A 21,701-nucleotide genomic window follows, 5' to 3' on the forward strand; every position below is an offset into this window, starting at 1 on the left:
TTTATCTAATTATACATTATAATTGAAATGTCTGTAAAGATCAAATCCTGTCGTTCAAAAGAATATTTTATCATAGATAAGTAGACTATTACCATCTTCTGATCGAAGTAAAAAATGGATTCATTCCAGTCAAGAAATTATTCTTTCAAATCATCATCCAGCTGATTAAGGATATAAGTGTTGTTCAACCAGAAAGATTGTTTGGTCATTACTCTGCCATCGGGAAGCTCGTCCCCGCACTTACGATCTTTTCCGATTATTTCACCATCACCTAATTCGTAATACCTCTTACTGGCGTGCGGACGTATGTGAATTACACGGTTAGCGCTTTTTTCCGGGAAGTTGTTTTCAATCGAGAATGTCTTCCCATTTTTTGAATGCTTCTTTTCAAGATGGATCCCCTGTCGAACTACTTCTTGGATTTTCATCCAACCATCACGTGCTGATTCCAAATCTTCATTACTTATGTTCCATAGCTGCGACCCTTTCAACACATACTTGTCACCTTTCTTTTTGAAAACCACGAACAGATAGCGTTTTGAACTCAAGTCATTGAAGAAATCAGATTCTTCCCATTCTTGGTATGCGAATTCTTTAAAACTGATAGAGGGAAACGAAATACTCTCCCTCATACTTTTATTTTCCTCTATACGGATGGCTTTCACTTCAATGTTGGCTTTCTCGAACTCTTCTGCACTGTTGTTGGACTTGACACCCAACATACGATATGCCAATGAGCTCCATAAACGTTTGGAACGCGAATTCAATCCGAATTCCTTCATCAATTTTTCATCAGTCTTTCCACGATGGGCATTTATCCTATCGACGATGAGATCTTCGAATGACTGTTCCTCGAGGTCTTGTGTATCGTTCAGAATCGATTCATATGTATCTATCTTCTTTAAAACATATTTGTTCAATACGTGTGTCATATAAGATTGTTTGAAGCAGAACGCACGCTTCCTGGCTTTTAATTCTTGGGCATAATATTTCTGAGGGACTGTACTTTTTTCAGCGTTGGAGCCTTTCGTACAAGCTCCCAAGTACATCGTATCCCCCTCAGACAATTCATGTGCTCTGCCATCTTTTACTTTCGAAATGATTTTTTCATAGTCCTGTTCAATGATTTTCATGTCTTCCTCTGGGGGCGAAAAGAGTGTCACATAGTCTATCGGATAAGCCGTCCTTGGAAGTGAACGATTACGCAAATAATGAATTAATAGAGAGAGGTTGAGTTTGTTGTGTAAATGGGACAAATAAAAGTCTTTTTCTACGGGTTTCTCATAGCTGATCATCGAAATGACTAATCGTTCTCCTGCTGAGTAGCCACCTCTCTTACCTATTTCATAAGGTGTCACTTTCAACTCTACACCAGCTTCAGGAAAGTCGGCTTCCTGATTACTATTCAATTCGTACCCGAAGTGGTATTTCTCGATCAAATGCCCGACCCCGCCCTTGTAACCAGGTTTATTCACTTTTTCTACGGTCTCTTGTTTCAATTCATATGATATTTCCGCTTCCCTGATAACATCAGTGAAAGTACTTCCTATCAGTTTTTCACCATATTTTTTTATACTTACAGGATCTCTTTCATCATAGTTAATATTCATCACCCCCACAAAAGTCGTAGTTCGATTATACATTAAATGGTTTTACATTTTAAGGAATGATTTGTAAGAAGTAGCTGGATTCTCTAAATCCTGGTTACTTTTTCCTTGAGTCCGGACTCCTTTCTGAATCGCGGTCTCACCGTCCCCACCCGGCAATTCCTTTGCTTCCTAAACACCACCTCCATCACATCACTGCCTTCGTGCGATTAATAATCATCTAGGCACAAAATCTGATGATATCGGTGTCCTGTTCAATGTTGCCAACTTCCCTCAATTCCGATATCAAGGACATCTGTTCTTGGATGCTCAACGCTTTGGGAGAGTTGAGATTGGGGAAAGAACGGGATGTTGTGTTCACATGCGAGGAATTTCAATTCACGAGTGAATGCGCAATATCAGGGCCTTACCCCCGCTTCGTTAAAGTGTTAACGCGCTAAGGGTTAGCGACCGTGAGGTATCTCGGTCTTTATTCCCTACCTATCAAGCGCTTTAGTGTGTGATAAATCTCACTCCAAGAATCATTCAGATTAATGCTGACTATCTCCATAGTGATGTTTTCATCCCATTGATAAGTCTCATTTACTAAGTAACTATTGTATGGATAAATCAATATCCCTCTTAGTTTCATATCCTGTGGCTGATGCATTAAATAGGTGAACATTTGATACATATTATGGCTGTGGTAGGAGGCCTTTTCAAAATTTTGCTGGAACATACTCTTATAGAACTTCGCATCGATAATGATCTTTTCCTGCCCATCCTTATTCGTCATCGATACATCCGTCTTCATACCAGGCAATAGAGCCTGGTCACCTTCCAACTTCCATTGCAATCTCTCAGATTGAACACGGTACTGACTCTGTTCAATCTGATAAAAACGAAGCAAGAATTCTTCAAAAAGTCGGTTCATGGCTGCGTCGTCTAACTTAGCATTGAATAGACTCCACCCTCCACTTTTATGGGAAAGCAACTTCAGTTCATACAGCAGTTGTGCAATATGAATCATGGACTTGTAAGGAAAGTTCAAACGATTAAAACGTAACCGGATGAATGTTTCTTTTCTGAAGGGAATCATTGAGACATCAGGAAGCTGCTCCCAAAGAAGGTAACTTTCTTTTCTCGTCTCTTCCTTCACCAGCCGGTTTCCATAAATTCCTTCAAGGGTAATTTTCATAATCTGATTTAGTAAAATATCACGTGAATACTCGTCTTTCTCGCAGACTACCAGTGGCTTTTTCTCCAATATATAGGACATCGAATCTCCCATCAGCATCCGGCCCCCCAGCCGATTTGTCTCTTCACCCCTGCTTACATAACCTTTTACTAGACCTCTACTCAATAAGTGTTTTGCTTCTCGGTTAAAACGCTTTGCCAGAAAGTCATAAGTGATTAGTTCTTCCTCAACACCGCTCATGCTGTGAATCAATTCAGGCATGTTATTGGCATAGCTCAGAAGACAAAACAAATTGCGTATTGGTACTTTTAATTTCATTTCCATCTTAAATACCCTCTAACAATTCGTCCACTACTTCAGGACGATCGAAAAAGTATTCTTCCAATAACGGTTTGATTTCAAATTGCATGATGGTTTCAAACCATGCCCGCTCCTCGATTCCGTGCAGCGGAGTCGTGAAGAAGGAGTGACCAATTTCGTACCCTCTGCCTAGCTGGAAGTCATTACGAATTTCCCCATTAATTCTATTTACAGTAACTAACACACGGTCGATTATTTCATCGGATAACCCTTTCGCCTTCATGAAACGTTGCCATTTATAATTAAAGGAAGGTTCCAGCGTAAAAAATGCAAATCGCCTCCGAAGAGCAACTTCAAGCTGTGCTAAAGACCGATCTGCTGTATTCATCGTACCTATCATATAAACATTTCCTGGTACTGTGAACTTTTCCTTGGAATAACTCATCGTGACATATTCCTCACGCTTATCACGTTCAATCAACATGAATAATTCACCGAATATCTTGGATAAATTACCACGATTAATTTCATCAATGATGAAGTAATAATCCTTTTCCGGATTTTCTTCTGCCCGTTTACAGAATTCATAAAAGATACCGTTTTCAAGTTGAAAGCCATTATCGCCCGGCCGGTAGCCCATTACAAAATCTTCATAAGCGTATGTTTGGTGGAACTGCACCATTTCAACTTTTGTATCATCTTTTTCTCCCATCAGGGAATAGGCAAGCCGTTTCGATACAAAGGTCTTCCCGACACCGGGTGGTCCTTGCAGAATTATGTTTTTCTTATATTGAAGTAAGCTTGTTAGATTGATGTGTTCTCGTTCTTCCATGAAAACTTCCTGAAGAAAATCTTCTGTTGAATATACTTCAACAGACTCCGTTGGAACTGTTTTCTCTTCATATTGAATAGCTATAGTTTCTTTCAGCTCTTCTTTCAATTTCCATCCACCCTGATCGTCTTCTCGAACGAATAAAAAATTTAGACAGCTAGTTTCATTACTACTTTCAGGAGTTACCGGCAAACCTATTTTATGCTGAATACGTTTGGCCAAAGCAAGCATCTGAGTATAAAGTGTAGTAGAGTGGACTCCAAGTGCTTTCGTCAACTCATCATCAAATGCTTCGCCTCCTAATTCAAACAATGTGAATAAGTAAACTTTATCCTTTTCCTTAAAGATTTCCTTATCTTCAAGTAATTCGATCCATTCTTCTTTACTAATCCTTGTTTCGTTTCCGGGGATATTTTGCAGAGAAGACGACACCTCTACCATCTTCTGGCGAAACTGTTCAAAATTAAATTGAGAAACCTCCTTCATATGGTCAATATCATTCTTTCCATGATACGCATGGTCAGAACCATACATCAATCCATATAATATCCCTTTTTCGTCGACTCTGATGAACAACTGAGGTGCTGAGCGATGGGAATTATAGTTTTCTTCATAGACAGCTAACCAAGTACCTGACCCGCCGAAATTTTGATTCCAGCTGAAGTCATTCATCGTTTTCCCTTTGGTGAAAACAAACCCTTTCAACTCTTCAAATTGAATGATTGTTTCATGAAGCTTTCTCAGTTCTTCCCTAACTTTCTTTTTGTTATGGTGATAGAACAATTGGAACAAAATCGTAAAGTTTGTCCAGGAATGAAGGATGTTCGTATCATACTGCACCTTCACTTCCGTTTTGATTTGTTCTAAATCCTCGACTGTTAAGTCCTTGCCATCCAGGATGTTTTCTATCACTAATAGCTTGATTTTGTTCACTTTCTCTGAGTTCCGGTATACCTTCTTCAACTCTTCTAGTGAGTCATGTCCCATATTTTTTATAAATTCTAATAGCATAGAAGGGTCTTCCCGGAAAGCGTTCAGTTCCTGTGCCATTCCATAAAGGTATTCCACTGCGCTTTCTACGATAATTTTGTCATATTGAGTGCTGCAAAAGAAAAAGTCCTGGACATCGAGCATCGTTAAATCCAGGTAAGTTCTTTGGAGATGCACCAGCACCTCTTCAGCAAATGCTATATACTCAGAATAATTTTTACTGACCGTTCCAAATTTGGTATCAATCCCATAGGTTTTCTTCAGATCCTTATATACTTCCTCTTTATATAACGGATAGCGGGTATGATCATAAGCAGCGAGCAAATAACCGAATAACGGAGCACCTAATGAAATCGTCGGGTTAAAAGCTTTCCCCTTTGCCCTGAATTGGGAGATACGGTCTTCTATTGAAATAGAAGAATCATAGAGTTGATTCCATAATTCTGACACTACATCGGGATTTGCTTCTGCAAACTTAGCCAAATCGTCCGTATTGCTCCAATGGACAAAACTACCTGAAGTGGGGTTTTCTTTCTGTAGCTTTCTTGCCAAGTGCCCGACTGATTCAGGAGTAATCGAATTTGTATGTAAGTAATCATTTAGCTCTGACAAAATTTTTAATTTATATGCTTCCTCATATGCTGGAGTTTCCTTGAAAGCCAAGTATCTTTTATAAGCAATCTCGAGGTAATCAGCTTCTTTAATAACCGATTGTTTTAAATTGTGCACACCATTCATCTCCTTTTGATTATTGGCGTTTCATCCTTAATTACCGGTGTCTCAGAGAAAAACATCTCGATAGATTTCTTGAATACTATATTAGTAAAGAGGTAACTTTACAAAGGTCCCTTATTTTATTGATATACTTTCTATTGACTATTCATCATTGTTTGGATACGTATTGGGTAAGTCAGGATCCATAGAAAAAATTAAAAATCTTTTTTATCAACACAGGTTGTACAATACTTACTAATAATAGCTTAATAGGAAAAGAACCCTATCTATCTTCGTCCATTCACAATTCCTCCCAACTCTATAAGCCTTTAGCCGATTATTGGTTCTCTATAACCGAACCCCCCTGAATTATCATCGGATATAATTGAGTCGAGCTCATCGCTTAAGTTGCTGATGCGTTCCCAGGAGTAGATGTCGCCTTAGGATTTATAGAGACCTGGTTCGATATCTGCGCCAACTCCATGCATGCCTGTCGAGATTTGCGCTACCTATGTTGACTATCCCACGCTTTTTATGGCCTGAGGATATAACGGATTTAAAATTGCCTGCCCCCTCACTCTACTAAAGTGGTAATGGAGTGGGTGCAGGCAATTTCACTAAGGTTTGAATTCTTGCTGGTTTGGTCACTCTAATAAGAACATTTTTATTAAAAAAGGTATTTTTTGCAGATTGTTCTAGTCCAATACCTTAATAAACACGACTTTTAAATAGTTGAATTCAGGGAAGTTGTGCGGGACTGTGAAATCCTCTGGTAACTGATGCTCTTCCACAATCTTGTATTTCTTTTTCATCTCTTTAAAGGCTTTATCAATAAATGTTTTGAACTTCTTCATGTTAAAGCTGGCAGTATTGGTTGAAGCAACAATCAACCCGCCATCACTCGTAATCTTCAGCGTATCTTTGACGAGCTTCGTATAATCCTTGGACGTACTGAATGTCTTCTTCTTCGTACGGGCAAAGCTTGGGGGATCGAGTACAACGACATCGAATTTCAATGCATGACGTTCCGCATACCTGAAGTAATCAAATACATTCATCACTTTGATATCCTGCGATTCGTAATCAATGCCGTTCACCGCAAATTGTTCGATCGTTTTAGGTAAGCTGCGTTTTGCTAAATCGACACTCGTCGTTTCCGTCGCCCCACCAAGAGCGGCTGCGACAGAAAACGCGCCTGTGTAAGAAAAAGTGTTCAAGACAGTTTTCCCTTCAGAATAGCGATCGCGTAAAGATTTTCGGACATTCCGCTGATCCAGGAAGATACCGGTCATGGCCCCATCATTCAAATCAACGGCATAGCTCATCCCGTTTTCCGAAACGATTAGCGGGAACTCACCTTTTTCACCGGAAACATAATCATCCTGGTCCACATATTGACCATTCTTATCAAAGCGCAGCTTCTCATAAACGCCACGCGGATCAGCGATGTCATTCAATGCTTGGTATATCTCTTCACGGAACGAATAAATCCCTTCACTGTACCAGTTCACGACATAAAAACCAGCGAAGAATTCAATCGTCAAGCCCCCGATGCCATCTCCAGCACCGTTGAACACACGAAATGCAGTCGTATCTTCCATTGCATAAAACTTCGCCCGTTTCTCGACGGCTTCACGAACTCTTTTCGCAAAAAACGTCTGATCGATCTTCTCTTTTTCTTTACGACTCAACACCCAGCCGATTCCTTTGTTCTGAATGCCGTAATACCCTGTGGCAATGTAGTTGTTACTGCTGTCGACTAATTGTACAAGACTGCCTTCTTCGATTTTCTGCTCGTTGTTCTCGATGGCATCTTTGGAAATCAGCGGGTAGCCGTTGGTTATATCTTTGACGGATTTTGGTTTTACTTTTAATTTTGCTGTGTATCTCATATCGTCATCCTTGCTATTGTTTGGTCGTATTGTTCATTGTAACATCAACACCCTTTTTTATTTACTCTTACTTGTGGTAAGGGTCTCCGTGATTTATTAAAATGAGGTTTTTTAGCTGTATTAAAAAGAAAGTGGATTCTTCGCTCCAAATTTAAGTATCAGTATTAAGCTAAATTAAACACTCTCTTATATTGGTAATACATATCTTTTACATTGTAAAAAAATGACGACTTTTTGGTATAAAGACTTATATATTAAATATTTTGCTAGGAAACTTTTGTCGATAAAGGAAAAATACTGTTATAATTAGGCAATACTGGAAGTTTAAAAAGGGAGAGAGTTGATGTGAGTTATATTGTTTTTAAACTGAACATTCAACCTGATGTTTTATTAAATTATAAAAAAAGCAATGATGTAAACTATTTACTTTTTAAAATGATACCGTTAGCTTTTGAGAATGTATTACATGTAAAGGAAAACAAAAGTTTATACGAATTGATTCCAGAAAAAATTGATGAGGAAACCTTTCAAAAATTATTTATGGACCTAGAAGAAAGAACTGTTAAATTACATGAGTATTATAAACAAGTTTTATTACAGTTTAAAAAAAATTATAATATTCATTATTCTCAAGACTTTTTAAATCAAAATGAGAACTGTATGAATCAAAGAAGGGCTTTAGAAAGAAAATATCCAGGGATAATGAAAGCTTATGAATTAATTACAGATGAAGAAGTAGATATATATGCAAATATTGAATCAGACAATAAAGTAGGGACAGGAATTACACATCTGAGGAAATTTCATAAAATAAAGTTATACCTAGAAAAATATCCACAAGATAATGCTTTAAACTCATTGAATTTAATAGCTTATTATAATCCTCATACTGAACATGTACTAGTCGAAAGCTCATCTGAAACAGCAGCCCAGAACTATATATATGCTTTAGTTGACCTAGTTAATGGAAGTAAGTCTGCAAACAAGCATATAGGGAAAATTAATATTAACCCCATTTATGAATCAATATCTTTGGATGGAGAATACAATGAAATAAGCTATATTGTAGTTTATCCGAACGGAAATCCACCGTTAGATAGATATAATATTTTAAAAAATGCAGAAGCAAAGGAAGCTGAGTATAAGCTTATAGGTGCAGACGGTAAACCATTAAAAAAGGAGCCTGTCCAAGAAATGTTAGAGAATGAAGCGAAACAGGGTTACTTAAAATCTCTAATGGCTAAAGGAGAAAAAATATATAAAAAGATTAAGACATTAAGACATATTGATGAAAGTTCATAAGAAGGGAGAGTAATCCTATGAGAGAAAATTTCTATAATAATCCTTTAAAAGTGGTTTGGAAATCAAAGAAAAACCTAATGCCTTTCTATCTTATATTTGTATGGGTTCTTTTTCTTTTAGTAACACTCGGTGGGGTTCTTTATCTTGATTTTATGGACTTTTCGTCATTTCGAATTGGAACTTATTTTTCAGTATCATCAACAGGGTTAACGTTAACTCTAGCTTTATTTGTTGCTGGAAAAAATGCATTTAGTGAAGAAGATTTAAAGAGATTAGCAAATCATGAAAATGGGGAAGGCCAGTCGGGTCAGGCCTTGATAGACTTTTTAGGGCCTTTTGTTTTTACAGCTTTGTTGTTTTTAATTACAGGATTACTAGCACTATTTGGTCCCTATATTAAACTCCCGCTTAAACCAGAATATATAGAATTCATTAAAGTCCTTTATATTAACATCCTATTTCTGGGACTCCTGAGTTTATTCAACCTTGTTATAACAATGTTAAATGATGTTTATGCATCTGCATTAAGAAAGTAATTAAGATATTTAAAAATGGGAATGAAAGATTTAACTCAAACATAACTCAAATTACAACTTAATGATCATAACAGCAGTGATACCTTATCAAAGTGAAGTTATTAATAATCTAATGATAGGTAGCAGATTTATAAATGTCTATAACAATATTTACCTTCTAACTAGCCTTCCTTGTTAGAGGGGAATGTTCGTTAATTTCCATTGTTTTTGAAATTTTACGACGACCAAATCTTTCTCTTATTTTTTTATTATTCTAGCGTGGAGTTTTGCCGATAGTTTCAATTTAGAAATTGGAAGGACATGTGGAAAATGAAACATTATTTTAACCCCGAATAATGACTTATTTTTTCTTCAATAACAATACCTTTCAACTATTTTAAACCGCTTCCTATTTCCCACCAAAACCTCATCTACTTATGATACGGTTCACCGTAACGCTAAATAGGGGAAAATAAAAATGCAAATGGTAGAGACGAATGCTTTTGATTCGCTCCCCTTGCTTGTACATCGCTTGAACTTCTTCTCTCACTTGATCGACGAGAGATTCTGGAGAAATGACTTTCGCTTTATGTCCCCAGATAAGTATCCAGCCGATAAGTCCGATGCTATCTTTTTCCATTATAATACAACGAACCCTGGAGAAAATGAAACCTTACCCATATAGAAGCGTATAGAATAGGGAACAAATCAATGAACGGAGGAGTAGTGATGGAGATTCATTTGGATTTTGTCATTTTGGCAGCCGGCATCGCTCTTGCTGGTTACTTTATTGGGAATGGACTCCGGAATTTCGGAAGAAGCAATCCTGTCGATGATTATTTTGACCAATCCATTAAAGATAGGTTGACGAAAGGAGAAGAACGCCAATGATGGTGCTTGGAATCGTACTCATCCCCTTTTTCCTGTTCGCTGTCTTTATTTTTTTCCAATTCTCTTTTGGGAAAGCCGGAAAAACTAAGGAAGGCAAAAAGATTTTGAATGCATCTTATGGAAAAGCGGCACCGATTTACCCAATCGGCTGGCTGCTTGTAGAAATGTACCATAGATTTATTGATCCACTCTCTTTTTCCGTTTACAGGGATGCGATGTGGGTCCTCATTTTAGTGACCTTCATTATCATCGGTTTCTCACTGTTCCGAAGCAGAAAAGCAGTTCTAACATAAAAAAAGCACGGTGGAAATTCCGCACTCAATGAGGGTTTTTTTGTTTGATCGTCGTATAGGAAACGAGTTCGCCCCATCCTCGCCCTTTCTCATCTGTGAGACTGATAAAAATAGAAATGAAATACCATAGCCCATTTGACACGATGACAGGACCGAATCCTAAGAAGGCTCTTGCGAGGATTTGAGCAAAGTTGAGCTTTTTCCCATTGTTGGATGTGACAGTCAGGTTCGTCAATAACATCCCGAGCGTTCTTCCATTTGAAAACAGTGGAATGACGAGTAAGAACGTCAGATGTGTCATGATGAACGTTTTCCAAAATATAGGGTTCGGTTGATATCCACGGCCTGTATCATTCAACTCTGTATAAATGGCCGCCAACACGCCCGCAAACAAAATCTCCAATGCTGCTCCGAGAAAACGTTGGACAAGAAACTTGCCGTGTAGTTCAGCTATTATTGGAATCCCCTCCTAACATTAATAATTTTCGCTTATTGCATCCTATGGGTTCTTGCATAGGTTGGTTTGCCTATTCACCTAGATGAACTAAGAAAACAGGTGGAGGTTACCCAAGTCTACTGAAGAACTACAACATTTTGAGTTATGCATCAAATAAAGAAGCCGAGTTGGACGATTTTATCGTCCAACTCGGCTTCTTTTATAATTTATGGAACACTGGAGTTCTTACTTCACCATAAGCTTCTTTGGGATCTCACTTTCATGCCTTCCTTTATTGTGTAAATCGTATTACTTGAGAGGTTGCGCAGCATTTCTTCTGGAGAAGCATGGGTATAGCGATTTTCAGATGTGCCAATGTTCATGCCACGATGAGCGTTCGGTGGTGACGCCTGCGGGAACAGCGCGAGTCGAAGATCCACTTAGTCAAGTGGTTTTCTTGACCAAGTTAGCTAAGGCCGTGCTCGCGGCAAGCATCCACGACAAGCGGTTCGTGAGAAGCAACAACAAACTTTGACAGCTACTCAAGAGTGAAAAGGTTTTTCCAATAGAATTTCAATTTATGTGAGCCTTTAAGTCCAAGCAAGATTCTACATATGAATCGTGAAGGATTTGGCATGTTCTCACCGCTTGTTTTTCATCAATCAGCACACTATAGACACCTGGTCTGCTTGAAAACGGCCACACATCAGTATTAGTTAGCGCGGGTGGTATCCTCAGCTGCCGCTTGAACTGATGGGCGGATCGTTCGTCTGTAAAAACAAGATGGGCAGCAGCCAGACCTGTGCCATGGATCATTCTTCCGATGCCGATCTTTTCTTTGTTTCTATTAAAACATGAGAGCGTCTGGTACAGGTCTTCATTACGCAAAATAACTGTGAACGAACCGTCCGTTTCTACTTGTTTCCCTTTGATTTCCACTTCTTCCGTCTTCAAAAGCTGAAGCAAGGCTGAGCTTTTGAGGGGTTCACCGTCTGCGCTATATAATTTTACTCGGGAGAGGCCCTCTTCGAATGTAAGGCCGATGGCGGAGCTGGTGTCCCTATTAGAGTGGCGATGATGAATGATCGTCCCTTCTTCTTTGTTGAAACTCGAACGGACGACCAGCGGGACTCGATGTTCTTTCGCATGCTGGACTGCTCTTGGATGGATGACTTTCGCTCCCATCTTTGCAAGGTTGAGCAGCCCTTCATAGTTCATGGAAGGAAGCTTCCTGGCGTTTTTTATCACCCTTGGGTCTGCAGTGTAAACACCATCGACATCAGTGAAAATATCGCAGCGGATCGCCTTTAGTTCTGCGGCCAGCGCTGCCGCTGTCGTATCGGATCCACCTCGTCCAAGCGTACATATTTCTCCTGATGATGTACATCCTTGAAACCCTGCTACGACGACGATTTTCCCTTTTTGCAAATGTTGCTGGATGCGGGTCAAATCGATGGAGCTGATGGCCGCATTGCCGAAGGATTCTTCCGTTTGGATTCCTGCCTGCCACCCTGTCATTGAAATGGCATCCGCTCCTCTTTCCTTCAAAGCAAGGGACATGAGTGAACTGGTCACTTGCTCGCCTGTGGAAATCAGTAAATCCATGTCTCTTGCATCAGGGTGGAGCGAGATGTCTCTTGCCGATTGGACGAGGTGGTTCGTCGCGTCCCCCATCGCGGAAACGACGACGACCACTTGCTGCCCTTTTTCCTTTTCTTCTATTATACGTTCGGTTACGTTTTGGATTTTTTCAGTCGTACTTAATGAACTGCCCCCATATTTCTGTACAACAATAGCCACTGACAATCCCTCTTTCTTTACCTGATAACCCTTATCTTTTCGCTGCTTCTTTATACTGAGCTAAAGCGTTCGTCACTGTACCGAATTCCGATGCGTGTGGTCGATCGTCTCCATCCGCATATCCGTAATCGACCATCCGGTTCCGGTTCAAACACAGCTTGGTCATCTCTGGCTTGAAGAAATCGAAGAGCTCGAACCGTTTTTCCAATTGCGGGAAGCGGTCTTGATAATCGTGGATCGACTCAGCAAGCAAACGCCAAAATGTCTCTTCGGATAAGAGCTGGTGGTTTTCAAGAATATGACTCAGATAACGCAAATGGCAGATGAATAATCCTGTAAATATAAACTGCGTCAAACCTTCTGGCGGTTCGGTTCTAAGCACAGACTTAAGTTCATCGGTCAAACCGTCCAACTCAGGGAAATTCTGGTCTGTGACGTTCACATCATCGACGAAATCTTTGATCGCCAGACGATGGGGTTTGGCATCTTTCAGTACGATGATCGTATTTTGACCATGGGGAGAAAAGACGGTCCCGTACTGATACAAATAGTGAAGAAGCGGATCCATGACCACTTTGAAAAACTGCTGCATCCACTCGTCCGTCTTCAGCCCAGAAGCTTCCACGGCACTTTTTATAAACGGCTTTCCGTCATGATCCTCATGTAACAGAGCGGCCAAGGTGACAGCCTGCTCACCTTCTTCCAAATAGGTATAGATACTTTCTCTCCAAATCGTCCCAAGCATTTCAAGATATTGATAGGGCGCATCTTTCACTGCTGTGTAATGCTTTTGATCGACATTGATGCTGGCATTTTCACCTGGTAGAATGACCCGGCAATCTTCTTTCAGGAAAGCGTCCTTTTCGTAAATCCCTTTGATCAATTGGGTGACTTTCGGTGCGATCAATGTCCTGTCTGCCGGCAGTCCCCGATAGACGAGCGTATTGAGGATGCTCATCGGTAATTTGACGTGATATTTTTCTTTCGAGCTCCTGTTCACGAACGTACGGATCGATTGCTGCGGAAGGTATTGATCCTTCCCTTCTGCCAGTGGGATGATCGATCCATAAGCGAGCTCTTCCGGAAAGTTCTGGATCAGCGTATTCTTCCATTGCCAGTCATGAACCGGTAAGAAGTAATACTCAGACGGATCGTAACCAGCTCTTAGGACTTCACCTGTGAATGACTCCCTTTCTTCTTTGCTCAATTCTTTTTCCAGCAAGTCTTGATACGTCAGCCCTTCCACTGATTGAAAGCTTGCCAGTTTGTGATGGACAGCGATCCAGGAAAGACGGATTTCCTGCTGATGTTCGGGCGCATAGGCAAGGTAATCATCGTAGCCGAAACCGATTCTGCCTTTATTGTAGGTGATCCACGGATGCCCTTTCATGAATCCTTCGATTTCAGCGTAATCCGTATTTAAAAGCTCATCAGATGTTTTTGATGATTCGGTCATAAGATGAGCATCGGCAATCAGCGTTGCATTCAGCTCTTTAATCAAATGTCCGGTTGTTTCTGCTGACATGCCTATGATTTCCTGCAAATCGACAAGCAGCTCAATCGCACTTTCAGCCTCGCTTCTCGTTTCGTTCCCGATTTTTTCAATGGTCCACCATTTCACATCAAAACTGTTGAAAAGGCGCGGCTCCGCTTGATACTGATACTTTTTCCCACTCGAAATGACAAGTTCATAGACGTGGCGATGGTTTTCAGATGAAATGATTTCCGGGAAGATCATATCTTCGTACATATATTCCGCCAGCATTTTAGCGATCAGTTTTTGATTGGCCTCTTCCCAGGTGGAGGCTTTAAATGTTTCTTGTACTTCATTTTTGAATAACACGGGACCCCTTCTTTCCATTTATTTTTCTCAGCGTATTTTTGCGTAACTGGAGTTATGTTCCGATACTGTTCCGAATGTTTGGAAGACATGTTTATCTGGAATTGGGAACACTTCCCTTCCAGCGATTTGATTGATGATCACGGCATTCCGGTACGCCCCTAACCCTAAGTCGGGAGCGCCTACACCATGGGAATGAATTTCCCCGTTTTGGACGTAAATTTCCCCTTCACCATCAAGGGAAGTTTCCAGAGCATAATCTTTTCTCACTTGGAACCTTCCAGATTCATCCCAGGAAATCACATCATTCATCTCTTTAAGAAAGCCGGGTACTCTTTGCTGATAGCCTGTCCCGAGAATGACGACATCTGCTTCTGTTTCCATGTCTTCTTCACTTATCCGCTGTATCCCATTCAACGTCCATGTGTCTCCATTCCACCTGAGGTCTGTCATCTCTGTCATCGCCTGCAAATGGAGCGGTGGCTCGACATCTCCAATGGAGCGTTCATACAAATGATCGTAAATCTCACCGATCGTTTCTGCACTGATCCCTTTGTATAGAAGTTCCTGATTCTGAAGCAGGTCATCTTTTTTCCATTGGGGTAGTTCATAGAAAAAATCAATGTAATCCGGTGAGAAATACTCAAGTCCAAGCTTCGAATACTCCATCGGAAAGAACCCGTTCGACCTCGTATACCACTCAAGGGAACCTCCGGATATTTGCTGTTGTTTGGCGACATCCAAAAACACTTCAGCGGCACTTTGGCCTGACCCAATCACAGCAACAGTCTCTCCGTTAAGGCCGGCTTGTCGTTTCGATAAGTATTCAGAAGTATGGAAGACCTTCGAACCTAGATGTTCTCGGAATGGTTCCGGGATGCCAGGCTCTGTCCCGATCCCCATGACGATATTTTCCGTTAAGAAATGTTCGTGTGTCCCCGACTTCATGTCTTCTACGGTTACTTGATAGATGGTCTTCCCTTCATGGTCCAACGGTTCTACCTGAAGAACATTCTTTTCGAAACGGCACGAATCGAGCTTCCTGCACACCCAGCGGCAGTAGTGATTGTATTCTTTCCTGGGAATGTGGAATTTTTCCAGAAAATAAAAATGATAGAGTCGATTATGTTCCTGCAAATAATTTAAAAAGCTATACTCGTTTTTCACATCAATCATCGAGACAAGATCAGCTAAAAACGGAACCTGCAATGTCGTCCCTTCAATCAACATGCCGGGATGCCACTCAAACTCCGGTTCTTTTTCCAGGAACAAGCAGTGAATATCATCGATTGAATCCATGAGTGCAGCCATCCCTAAATTGAAAGGACCCAATCCGATTCCGATGACATGATGGATAGTTGTTGAAGGATGGAGGTCTTCATTCATATGGCCACCTCTTTTCGAAAGTTTCTCGTTCGCAAAACATCAATAACCCTGTTTTATCGGGCAGCTTGACCGGTCGCACCGGCTTGAAGCCACACTTCTGAAAAATATGGATCATTTTTTCATTTCGTATATCCGGTTCGGCGATGACTTTGTCCGTGCCTTCGTCTTGAAATTGGAAGTGGACCATCGCCCGCAGTAAAGGGAGGGCGTACCCATTGCCGAGAAATGCCTTCTCCCCTATTAATAAATGGACACCTTGGTCTGTTTGCGCTGCTGAATAGTACTTTTCTATGATGTCCCCTTCCACCCAGTAGGCTTCCCAATAGCTCATGACCCTGTCATCGATCAAGCCTAAGTAAAGCGTTTGATGGGCATCGGCGAGAGCCTTTGCTAAATGGTCTTTGAATGCCTCCAAAGAGATATTCAAATTCCAGTACGGATGGACATGCTCTTCATTCATCCATTTGTGAATGATTTCTGCATCTTCGAAGGTCACTTTTCGAAAAGCGATCCTCAGTTCGATATCTGGATCGAACCGTTCAAAGTCATAAGTCATGGGCAGATGCCACCTTTTCAGCAAGCGGGTTGTCAATATTCGTATACACCGATTGGGATTCCATCGGTCCCACTAGTTCATCCATATCATATAAGCGTGTCAGTAAATTCGCTTTACAAGGAAGTTTATCGTTCTCTAATAGACTAGTAATCAAGGAAGAGGACGGGTGTGATTTCAACCGTTCTCTCAATATCGTCATCAGCTTTTCTTCTGAAACGAGTCGACTCGTCCCGAAACCGTTGATCAACCCGTACAGATGGTTGAAAAAGAAATAATAACGCAACCGTTCTTCGGCTGTTTCATCTGTACAAATCGTGTCACTCGTTTTGTTGACATCAGGTAGAAGGGAAGCTAGTTTCGCCGATTTAGACTGGCAAAAGTAATAGCCTTGATTGTCCCGATAGTAGAAATGCTCAGGATAACCATCCTTCAACTGGATGATCGAGTTTTGCTGATGGGCTTCAAGAGCGATTCCATATTGTTGAAATAACCAAAGTACAGGGTCGAGACTGACTGTTAAATAACGGTCGAACCAATCGACACTCACCGCTTCGATTGAACGACCCTCCCGTTTGGCTATTCCCTGGATGATAGAATGGATTCTGGATTCATCCCCGTAGGCGTTATCCTGAACGAGAGCAGCGACAACACTCTTCTGTTTGCTATGATCGTAAAAAGGGTTTTCTCGTATGATCACTTCGAACCCTGAGACTTCCTCATCCAATGGGATGTTGATAGAAGCAGGATCTTTGATGATAGTGAAATTCGGATGTTTTTCGTTTAAGTCATCGCCCAATTCCGTATCTAAAAGACGAGCCACTTCCACACCCCTGTCTAATTCCTTCGGTTGGTTCACCCTGAGCGAATTTGTAATCTTGACCGGTATTGAAAACTTGTACATATACCTCGAGTCGGGGCTGTATAAAGTCCTGAAAGAGGAAGTTGCTGTATAGATTGGTCCAAGCTCACCCAAATCCTTTAAGGCACCAGTGGACAAAAGCTTTTGAACCTCGGCTTTAGCCAGCAATCTTGGCACTTGCAGCGGGTGGACAGGAATCAGCAGATGATCTCCAGCTATTATTTCGTCGATCTCAACTTTCCCGACAGAACTTTTCACATTTTCTAAAATGATGTCAGAGGCAGACAAGGGCAAGCTGGACTCCTCGTTCACCAATGACCGGGAAGCACTGAAGTAGTGCAGCTTGAACCTGCCTTTGTATTCCGGTGCATATTTCCAGTCTTCAGCCGCTGTCAACCCTTGCTTGCTTTTCGGGGTCGGGTGTAGCAAATGTCCGAACAATAGAGATTGTTCCGCATCGATGAAATCAAAATCCTCTTTGGTGAGCTCCTGTTGATCCTCCCGACGATGTTCGACAACATCCTTGATTTTTTGGCAGCTCAGGATGACTCTTAACATCATTTCATCTTCTGAATAATTCCGGCCATGTCCAAGCAGCCATTCTTTCACTAAAAGTGTGGCCATTGTGACATAATCCAGCACCTGCCATGCCCCGTATTCACTTGCCCGGTAATAAATCGGGAAGGCGAAAAGGTGCCGCCCTGTCAAAGACCAATATCGGACGGGGACTGCCACCTCCATCTGTTGCCTGTCCAGCGGAATACGGAGGGTTTTATCACAGACCGGCTCGGTCCATGGTGCTCCACGCTCCTCCGGCATTTCTGAGAAGTTCTCCGTTTCTCTTAAATAACAGTTGAGAAAACTTTGCATCGTCGCGTCCTCAGCGATTTCTCTGACACTCTTCACTTCTGATAACCTCCATTCAACATTTCTGTCCCTGCTCTTTCGATTTCCTGGATGACCTTATCAATGTCTTCTTTACTAGTTCGCGGGTTCAATATAGTGAACTTCAAATACGTCTCTCCATTTACAGACGTTTTCGCAATCGCCGCTTTTCCTTCCTGGAATAAGATTTGTTGTATTTTACGATTCCAATCACTTACGTTCTCTGAACGAAGCGGCCGGTACTGAAAGACGACCGTCGTTAATTCAGGTTCATGATTTTCGACTGCAAATGCTGATTTTTCTTCCAGTACTGAGGCCGCATATTCAGCGAGTTCCATTGTTTGGTCAACCATCTTCCCTAGTAGATCCGTTCCGACTGTATTCAGTGTCAAAAGCATCTTCAAGGCATCGAATCTTCTAGTGGTTTGAACCGATTTGTTGACGAGATTGAGAATCCCTTCTTCCTCATCCTCTTCAGGATTCAAATAATCCGCATGATGGGATAGCAGACGGTAATGCTGCCGATCTTTGAGGAGAAACAAACCACAACTGATTGGCTGAAAACCTAATTTGTGAAAATCCAGGGTAATGGAATCAGCCTGGTGAAGTCCTGCGATTTTTCGTTTGTATTCATGACTGAAAACGAGTCCCCCTCCATAAGCAGCGTCTATATGGAGCCAGAGATTTCTTTCTCTGCACAATTCAGCCAAGTCCTCCATGGGATCGATACTTCCATAGTCCGTCGTGCCGCATGTCGCGACGACTGCAAACGGCAGCGAGCCATCCTCTTCCAGCTGTGTGAACGTCTCTTTCACATGCTGGAGATTCATCCTATGGTTCTCATCCGACGGAATCGGAATAACCGCTTCTTCCCCCAAACCAAGCTGGGAAATCGATTTCTTCACAGAAAAGTGAGCCTCTTCGGAACATAGCACCTTCATCTGCTTCATCTCACCAGGTAAGCCATATGCTTGCACATCATGGTTCCACTGCTTTTCACAAAATGCATCTCTTGCGAGTAAAAGCCCCATATAGTTGGACTGGGTCCCTCCACTTGTAAAGACACCATCCGAGGAGGCTGGCAGCCCGACAAGCCTTGAAAGCTGACGGATCAATTCTGCTTCCACATAAGTCGCAGCAGGACTTTGATCCCAAGAGTCCATCGATTGATTGAGAGCAGCTATGATCAATTCTGCTGCGATGCCTGGAAGAATCGGCGGGCAATGCAAGTGGGCAATACTTTTTGTATGGGATACTTGCAGGCTGTTTTTTAAAATCGTCGGCTCCCATTCCTCTAATACATCATTCAACGGCCGGGGATTATTCCAGATCTTCAACTTCTCTTCTAGACTTTGCTTCAATTCCATCGGAGGTTGGCCTGTATAAGGACCATCCGCCTCACGAAATACTTTCTCCAGCTTTTCCGTAACGAGATCGATTTGTTCTCTGAACGCTTCCAGCCCCTCTTTCCCCTGATGGAGAAAAAAGGCGTCAAATTTCGAAGCCTCGATACCGATTGAGTTTTTTTGTATAGATGAAATCATTGCTTCACCCCTCTAAGGAAGCTTGGATGGCTTCCCGGAAGATGGTGATGACCTCATTCAATTGCTCTTCTGTAATGATCAAAGGTGGCAGGAAGCGAACAACAGCCCCATGTCTGCCTCCCACTTCCAGAATCAACCCGCGATCGAAGCATTCTTTTTGAATCCGGCTGGCTAATTCAGGATTGGCAGGGAAACTTCCTTGCCGGGTTGGTTGTTTAGAAGGATCCACGATTTCTGCACCGATCATCAACCCACGCCCTCTGATATCTCCCAGCTGCGGAAAGTCCTGCTGAATGTCCTTCAGTGATTGGAGCAGATGTGAACCCATTTTTTCGCTATGGACGTCTAAACGATTTTCTTTGACATACTTGAGTGACGCTGTCCCTGCTGCCATCGCCATTTGGTTGCCACGGAACGTTCCGATATGTGCACCAGGTTCCCATGCATCTAAATCCTGATCATAGATGACTACCGACAATGGAAGACTGCCCCCAATGGCTTTCGATAGGACGAAGGCATCCGGAATGATATCTGCATGCTCGAAGGAGAACATTTTACCGGTTCTTCCGATTCCAGTTTGGACTTCGTCAATGATCAACGGGATCCCCCGCTCTTCCGTAATTCTGCGCATTTCTTTCAGCCATCCGATCGGGGCTGGGATGGTGCCTCCTTCCCCCTGCACAGTCTCGAGGATCATAGCTGCAGGCGGAAGAATACCGCTTTCCGGATCATCCAACAGTTGCTCGATGTAGGTGCTGCTCAGCTGGTATCCTTCTTCTCCCCCTTTACCAAAGGGACAGCGATAATCATATGGATACGGAAGAAAGTGAGTATCAGGTACCAATCCTTGGACACTTTTCTTCGGACTCAAGTTGCCGCTGATGGACATCGTTCCGTGAGTCGATCCATGGTAGCCACCCTGGAAGGTAAGAATGCTTTGTCTCCCTGTTGCTGTCTTTGCTAATTTTAAGGCAGCCTCGATGGCATCTCCTCCAGTCGGTCCGCAAAACTGGATTTTCGCCCTGTCCTTAAATCCTTCTGGCAGCGATTGGAACAGTTCATCAACGAAACTCTCCTTCACGTGCGTTGTGAGATCCAGTGTATGTAACGGCAGGCGATCGTGAAGTACCTCTTCAATGGCTTGTATGACCACTGGATGATTATGACCTAGAGCAAGCGTTCCTGCACCAGCTAAACAATCGATATACTTCCGTCCTTCCATATCCGTGATGTGAATTCCCATCGCTTCTTTGATTGCCAAAGGGATACGTCTTGGATATGAACGGGCATTGGATTCGCGTTTTTCCTGTTGATCTAATAATTGTTTATTTGTCGTTGTTGTAAATACACTCATATGGAAAACTCCTTTTTGTTGAGGTCTGTCTTTCAATGTCATAGTAGTTGATAATGATTATCAATGTCAACATTAATTGAAAAACATTATCAGTTACGTTGGTTGAATTTAGTTATTTATGTCTACGGGCAGACAAGGGCAAAACCGTTGCTATTAAGCTTTATATTGAAAAAATTCTTTGGTCGATCCCATTATTCATTCTCTGAAAATTAAGCAAATAGACACCTGACCTTACCTTTTGACTAGGAAGCGCGTGTGAAAACGCCCTGGGCAGGATTAAACAACATTCTCAGTCTGGGGGGATAATTTCCAAGACAAATAAAAAAAGCGCCACCTAAATGGAGGTCGCTGATATACCCTTTTCAATCTAGAGGAGCTGTTGTAGTTTGTTATTGCTTCTCACGAATCGCTTGTCGGTGGATGCTTGCCGCGGCTCATCTAAAAAGAGGGGTGTTCTTTGAATCGGAACCCAAATGTCTCATCGAAATCATAAAAGAAGCCGAGTTGGACGATTCTACCGTCCAACTC

The 21,701-nt window shown here is 41.8% G+C and carries 18 protein-coding genes; 5 read left to right on the forward strand and 13 right to left on the reverse strand.

Annotated elements, in window-relative coordinates:
* Window positions 1-137: 137 nt before the first annotated feature.
* The 4 genes from ACTWPX_RS05940 to ACTWPX_RS05955 form a co-directional block, all read right to left on the reverse strand.
* Window positions 138-1,610: a Sau3AI family type II restriction endonuclease gene (locus ACTWPX_RS05940; RefSeq protein WP_443118893.1), complete on the reverse strand. Its 1,473-nt coding sequence runs from the start codon at window positions 1,608-1,610 to the stop codon at window positions 138-140.
* Between the two features lie 466 nt (window positions 1,611-2,076).
* Window positions 2,077-3,108 carry an McrC family protein gene (locus ACTWPX_RS05945; protein WP_443118894.1) on the reverse strand — a complete coding sequence of 344 codons (1,032 nt, stop codon included), beginning with the start codon at window positions 3,106-3,108 and terminating at the stop codon, window positions 2,077-2,079.
* Window position 3,109: 1 nt separating this feature from the next.
* Window positions 3,110-5,635 (reverse strand): AAA family ATPase, encoded by a 2,526-nt coding sequence (locus ACTWPX_RS05950; RefSeq protein WP_443118896.1) that lies wholly within the window; start codon window positions 5,633-5,635, stop codon window positions 3,110-3,112.
* 680 nt (window positions 5,636-6,315) lie between these two features.
* The gene (locus ACTWPX_RS05955) at window positions 6,316-7,512 is read right to left on the reverse strand and encodes a class I SAM-dependent rRNA methyltransferase (RefSeq protein ID WP_443118898.1); all 1,197 of its coding nucleotides are present in this window, start codon (window positions 7,510-7,512) and stop codon (window positions 6,316-6,318) included.
* Between the two features lie 345 nt (window positions 7,513-7,857).
* On the opposite strand from ACTWPX_RS05955, the gene ACTWPX_RS05960 reads away from it, so the two are divergent.
* Together ACTWPX_RS05960 and ACTWPX_RS05965 are read left to right on the forward strand one after the other, a co-directional pair.
* A complete protein-coding gene (locus tag ACTWPX_RS05960; protein WP_443118899.1) occupies window positions 7,858-8,814 on the forward strand; it encodes a hypothetical protein in 957 nt (318 codons plus the stop codon).
* 17 nt (window positions 8,815-8,831) lie between these two features.
* The gene (locus ACTWPX_RS05965) at window positions 8,832-9,350 is read left to right on the forward strand and encodes a hypothetical protein (RefSeq protein WP_443118900.1); all 519 of its coding nucleotides are present in this window, start codon (window positions 8,832-8,834) and stop codon (window positions 9,348-9,350) included.
* 406 nt (window positions 9,351-9,756) lie between these two features.
* Here the strand turns inward: ACTWPX_RS05965 and ACTWPX_RS05970 are convergent, their stop codons facing one another.
* Complete coding sequence (locus ACTWPX_RS05970; RefSeq protein ID WP_443118901.1) at window positions 9,757-9,969, reverse strand: hypothetical protein; 213 nt, start codon at window positions 9,967-9,969, stop codon at window positions 9,757-9,759.
* 89 nt (window positions 9,970-10,058) lie between these two features.
* Here ACTWPX_RS05970 and ACTWPX_RS05975 point away from each other — a divergent pair, with 89 nt between their 5' ends.
* Window positions 10,059-10,220 carry a hypothetical protein gene (locus tag ACTWPX_RS05975; protein WP_443118902.1) on the forward strand — a complete coding sequence of 54 codons (162 nt, stop codon included), beginning with the start codon at window positions 10,059-10,061 and terminating at the stop codon, window positions 10,218-10,220.
* Complete coding sequence (locus ACTWPX_RS05980; protein ID WP_443118903.1) at window positions 10,217-10,513, forward strand: hypothetical protein; 297 nt, start codon at window positions 10,217-10,219, stop codon at window positions 10,511-10,513. The genes ACTWPX_RS05975 and ACTWPX_RS05980 overlap by 4 nt, the downstream gene beginning before the upstream one ends.
* A 25-nt stretch (window positions 10,514-10,538) precedes the next feature.
* Here ACTWPX_RS05980 and ACTWPX_RS05985 read toward each other — a convergent pair whose 3' ends face one another.
* Window positions 10,539-10,976, reverse strand: a complete 438-nt coding sequence (locus ACTWPX_RS05985; protein WP_443119004.1) for an RDD family protein — start codon at window positions 10,974-10,976, stop codon at window positions 10,539-10,541.
* 373 nt (window positions 10,977-11,349) lie between these two features.
* On the opposite strand from ACTWPX_RS05985, the gene ACTWPX_RS05990 reads away from it, so the two are divergent.
* Window positions 11,350-11,484: a hypothetical protein gene (locus ACTWPX_RS05990; protein WP_443118904.1), complete on the forward strand. Its 135-nt coding sequence runs from the start codon at window positions 11,350-11,352 to the stop codon at window positions 11,482-11,484.
* 38 nt (window positions 11,485-11,522) lie between these two features.
* Here the strand turns inward: ACTWPX_RS05990 and ACTWPX_RS05995 are convergent, their stop codons facing one another.
* From ACTWPX_RS05995 to ACTWPX_RS06025, 7 genes are read right to left on the reverse strand one after another with little or no spacing between them, the layout of a single operon-like run.
* Window positions 11,523-12,749 (reverse strand): aspartate kinase, encoded by a 1,227-nt coding sequence (locus ACTWPX_RS05995; protein WP_443118905.1) that lies wholly within the window; start codon window positions 12,747-12,749, stop codon window positions 11,523-11,525.
* Between the two features lie 31 nt (window positions 12,750-12,780).
* The gene (locus tag ACTWPX_RS06000) at window positions 12,781-14,592 is read right to left on the reverse strand and encodes an IucA/IucC family protein (RefSeq protein ID WP_443118906.1); all 1,812 of its coding nucleotides are present in this window, start codon (window positions 14,590-14,592) and stop codon (window positions 12,781-12,783) included.
* A gap of 27 nt (window positions 14,593-14,619) precedes the next feature.
* Window positions 14,620-15,975 (reverse strand): lysine N(6)-hydroxylase/L-ornithine N(5)-oxygenase family protein, encoded by a 1,356-nt coding sequence (locus tag ACTWPX_RS06005; RefSeq protein WP_443118907.1) that lies wholly within the window; start codon window positions 15,973-15,975, stop codon window positions 14,620-14,622.
* Window positions 15,968-16,498: a GNAT family N-acetyltransferase gene (locus tag ACTWPX_RS06010; RefSeq protein WP_443119005.1), complete on the reverse strand. Its 531-nt coding sequence runs from the start codon at window positions 16,496-16,498 to the stop codon at window positions 15,968-15,970. The genes ACTWPX_RS06005 and ACTWPX_RS06010 overlap by 8 nt, the downstream gene beginning before the upstream one ends.
* 22 nt (window positions 16,499-16,520) lie before the next feature.
* Window positions 16,521-18,296: an IucA/IucC family protein gene (locus ACTWPX_RS06015; protein WP_443118908.1), complete on the reverse strand. Its 1,776-nt coding sequence runs from the start codon at window positions 18,294-18,296 to the stop codon at window positions 16,521-16,523.
* Window positions 18,293-19,819, reverse strand: a complete 1,527-nt coding sequence (locus ACTWPX_RS06020; protein ID WP_443118909.1) for a pyridoxal phosphate-dependent decarboxylase family protein — start codon at window positions 19,817-19,819, stop codon at window positions 18,293-18,295. Before ACTWPX_RS06020 ends, ACTWPX_RS06015 begins: the two co-directional genes overlap by 4 nt.
* A 4-nt stretch (window positions 19,820-19,823) precedes the next feature.
* On the reverse strand, window positions 19,824-21,173 hold the full coding sequence (locus ACTWPX_RS06025; protein ID WP_443118910.1) for an aspartate aminotransferase family protein: 1,350 nt from the start codon (window positions 21,171-21,173) through the stop codon (window positions 19,824-19,826).
* Between the last annotated feature and the right edge of the window lie 528 nt (window positions 21,174-21,701).

Origin of the sequence: Halobacillus sp. H74, assembly GCF_052246715.1 — a bacterium.
GTDB lineage: Bacteria > Bacillota > Bacilli > Bacillales > Halobacillaceae > Halobacillus > Halobacillus litoralis_A.

Excerpts from the sequence above, each read along its gene's own strand:
- ACTWPX_RS05940 (WP_443118893.1), bottom strand. The coding sequence starts at position 1,610 with ATGAATATTAACTATGATGAAAGAGATCCTGTAAGTATAAAAAAATAT.
- ACTWPX_RS06020 (WP_443118909.1), bottom strand. The coding sequence starts at position 19,819 with ATGATTTCATCTATACAAAAAAACTCAATCGGTATCGAGGCTTCGAAA.
- ACTWPX_RS06005 (WP_443118907.1), bottom strand. The coding sequence starts at position 15,975 with ATGAATGAAGACCTCCATCCTTCAACAACTATCCATCATGTCATCGGA.
- ACTWPX_RS05970 (WP_443118901.1), bottom strand. The coding sequence starts at position 9,969 with ATGGAAAAAGATAGCATCGGACTTATCGGCTGGATACTTATCTGGGGA.
- ACTWPX_RS05975 (WP_443118902.1), top strand. The coding sequence starts at position 10,059 with ATGGAGATTCATTTGGATTTTGTCATTTTGGCAGCCGGCATCGCTCTT.
- ACTWPX_RS06025 (WP_443118910.1), bottom strand. The coding sequence starts at position 21,173 with ATGAGTGTATTTACAACAACGACAAATAAACAATTATTAGATCAACAG.
- ACTWPX_RS05945 (WP_443118894.1), bottom strand. The coding sequence starts at position 3,108 with ATGGAAATGAAATTAAAAGTACCAATACGCAATTTGTTTTGTCTTCTG.
- ACTWPX_RS05955 (WP_443118898.1), bottom strand. The coding sequence starts at position 7,512 with ATGAGATACACAGCAAAATTAAAAGTAAAACCAAAATCCGTCAAAGAT.
- ACTWPX_RS05965 (WP_443118900.1), top strand. The coding sequence starts at position 8,832 with ATGAGAGAAAATTTCTATAATAATCCTTTAAAAGTGGTTTGGAAATCA.
- ACTWPX_RS05980 (WP_443118903.1), top strand. The coding sequence starts at position 10,217 with ATGATGGTGCTTGGAATCGTACTCATCCCCTTTTTCCTGTTCGCTGTC.